Origin of the sequence: Mesorhizobium sp. M7A.F.Ca.ET.027.02.1.1 (assembly GCF_004022985.1) — a bacterium.
Classification (GTDB): Bacteria; Pseudomonadota; Alphaproteobacteria; order Rhizobiales; family Rhizobiaceae; genus Mesorhizobium.
In genome coordinates this window covers 1-932 of the sequence record NZ_RZOL01000826.1, presented here as the reverse complement: position 1 = coordinate 932, position 932 = coordinate 1, and the positions used below count along the sequence as shown (strand labels likewise).

The following is a 932-nucleotide window of genomic DNA, read 5'->3' as shown; positions in this document are numbered from 1 at the left end:
GGCGACAGCGCTTTCAAAAGCGTTCGGCGTGGTGTTCTTCAGATATTCGAGCGCCACCTTGGCCTTGGCGACCAGGGCTGCGAAAGCCTGCGGCTCATGGATGGCCATGTCCGACAGGATCTTGCGATCGATCTCGATGCCCGACTTGTTGAGGCCGTCGATGAAACGGCCATAGGTCAGGCCATGCTCGTGCGTCGCGGCGTTGATGCGCTGGATCCACAGCGCGCGGAACGAGCGCTTGCGGTTCTTGCGGTCGCGGTAAGCGTACTGCAGCGACTTTTCCACCGCCTGCTTGGCGATGCGGATGGTGTTCTTGCGGCGGCCGTAGAAGCCTTTCGCGGCTTTCAGGACCTTCCTGTGCTTGGCGTGCGAGGTGACGCCTCTTTTTACGCGTGCCATGTCATGATCTCCTTAAAAGCAATTCCAGGAAAAGTGCCTTGCGGTTTTCCGTTCGGAATTGCGTAAAACAAATGCGTGTCCAGACCGAATGCCTTATTTGAGCGGGATGTTATCCAAAAAGTCTGCAACTTTTTGGCATCACGCCTTAGAGGCCGTTCGGCAGAAAATTCTTGATGACCTTCTTGCCATCCGGTTCAGCCAGAACCATCGTGCCGCGGGCATTTCGAATGAACTTGTTGGAACGCTTGATCATGCCGTGACGCTTGCCGGCAGCAGCCGACAGGACTTTACCCGTACCTGTGATCTTGAACCGCTTTTTGGCGGCGGACTTGGTCTTCATCTTGGGCATTTTGCTACTCCGTATTGTTGGCGCACTATCGCGCTTCTTGTTCGCTTCGGGCCGACCAAAGCCCGAAAAGCAAATGAAACCGCCACGGCATGCCCTGCCGGGCGGTTTTCTTGAACGGCGGTCCTATACGTTAAAGACGGCCCGCGCGCAACACCTGTGGAGATGCGGCGCTGTGTCCTTGGTC

2 protein-coding genes are annotated in these 932 nt (G+C 56.5%); both read right to left on the bottom strand.

Going from position 1 to position 932, the window contains the following annotated elements:
• The coding region (gene rplT / locus EN749_RS36450; protein ID WP_128365051.1) for a 50S ribosomal protein L20 at window positions 1-399 on the bottom strand (399 nt) is incomplete at its 3' end.
• A gap of 145 nt (window positions 400-544) precedes the next feature.
• Window positions 545-748 (bottom strand): 50S ribosomal protein L35, encoded by a 204-nt coding sequence (rpmI, locus tag EN749_RS36445; RefSeq protein WP_006201248.1) that lies wholly within the window; start codon window positions 746-748, stop codon window positions 545-547.
• Window positions 749-932: the final 184 nt, after the last annotated feature.

Bases quoted from the DNA above. Each gene is read 5' to 3' on its own strand.
- rpmI (WP_006201248.1), bottom strand. From the start codon at position 748: ATGCCCAAGATGAAGACCAAGTCCGCCGCCAAAAAGCGGTTCAAGATC.